We start from the raw sequence: 886 nt of genomic DNA, 5'->3' as shown, positions 1-886 counted from the left end.
AATATGCTCCTCCCGGAAAAACAGTTTCCGGCAGCCTGTTTTACTGGATGCTGGCTCCGCTGTCGTACTCTCTGGAACGCGAAGGAATACGGCTATCGCGACGAGCGGAAATCGATGCCGATCGTCATGCGGCAATGTCAGGCGATTCACACGAAGCGGCGCGCGCCCTGCTCCTGATCGCCGCAGCCGATAAGTTCTTCGATGATCGGGTTTACAATCCGCTCAAGCGTGAGTTGCTTGGCGCGATGGCACCGCCTCGCCCGCCGCTCGATAGAGTTCTGGCGGTGTGCAGCGACTTGTCGAGCACGAGCCTTCTGCAAGAATATGCACTGAAGGCCTGGGACGACCCCGATGACGAGAAGGCGGACCATCCACCATGGTCGGAACGTCTGGCTGCTCTTGGATATAGCTCCGTTCCAACGGTAGAGCCGGTTTTGGTTCCTGCCCTGTCGAGCCTGCTGAGCAATGAAATGGTCGCAGAGCGGGTTCGCCATTTCGACAGTGAATGGACATCGAAAATCGCCAATTATCTCGATCGGTAGGCGATCCATTTGGATTTTTGCGACGAGGTACCGGTCACTCCGCTTCCGCCGCGCCGAACCCCGCGCCCATCGTCGCGCGGACGGCGCCCGACCACGGTGTGGCATGATTGTCGATGCGCATCTGGAAGATAAAATAGGTCGGCGAGCAGAAGCCGACACCTTTCACCTTGCCAATGCCCGGCGTATCGGGCGGCAGCGATTGGCACATATAGTCCTCGCGGCAGAAATGATCGGCCGAGCAGGCCGGCCGGTTACCGCGGTTGACGGCGCCGCCTAAACATTGGTCGAAATTATTGGTCGCCACGCAGATGTCGAATCTTTTGCCGCCGACCAGCCCGCAGATC

General features: G+C 58.9%; 2 pseudogenes. One reads left to right on the top strand and one right to left on the bottom strand.

Annotation, left to right across the window (positions count from 1 at the left end):
• A pseudogene (locus EOA86_RS39155) lies at positions 1-542 on the top strand (hypothetical protein); the annotation flags it as partial.
• A 34-nt stretch (positions 543-576) separates the two neighbouring features.
• On the opposite strand, the pseudogene EOA86_RS36505 reads toward EOA86_RS39155, so the two are convergent.
• Positions 577-886, bottom strand: a pseudogene (locus EOA86_RS36505) (hypothetical protein); the annotation flags it as partial.

Source organism: Mesorhizobium sp. M5C.F.Ca.IN.020.32.2.1, from assembly GCF_004023105.1.
GTDB classification, from domain to species: Bacteria; Pseudomonadota; Alphaproteobacteria; order Rhizobiales; family Rhizobiaceae; genus Mesorhizobium; species Mesorhizobium wenxiniae.
This window is presented reverse-complemented; position numbering and strand designations above follow the sequence as displayed.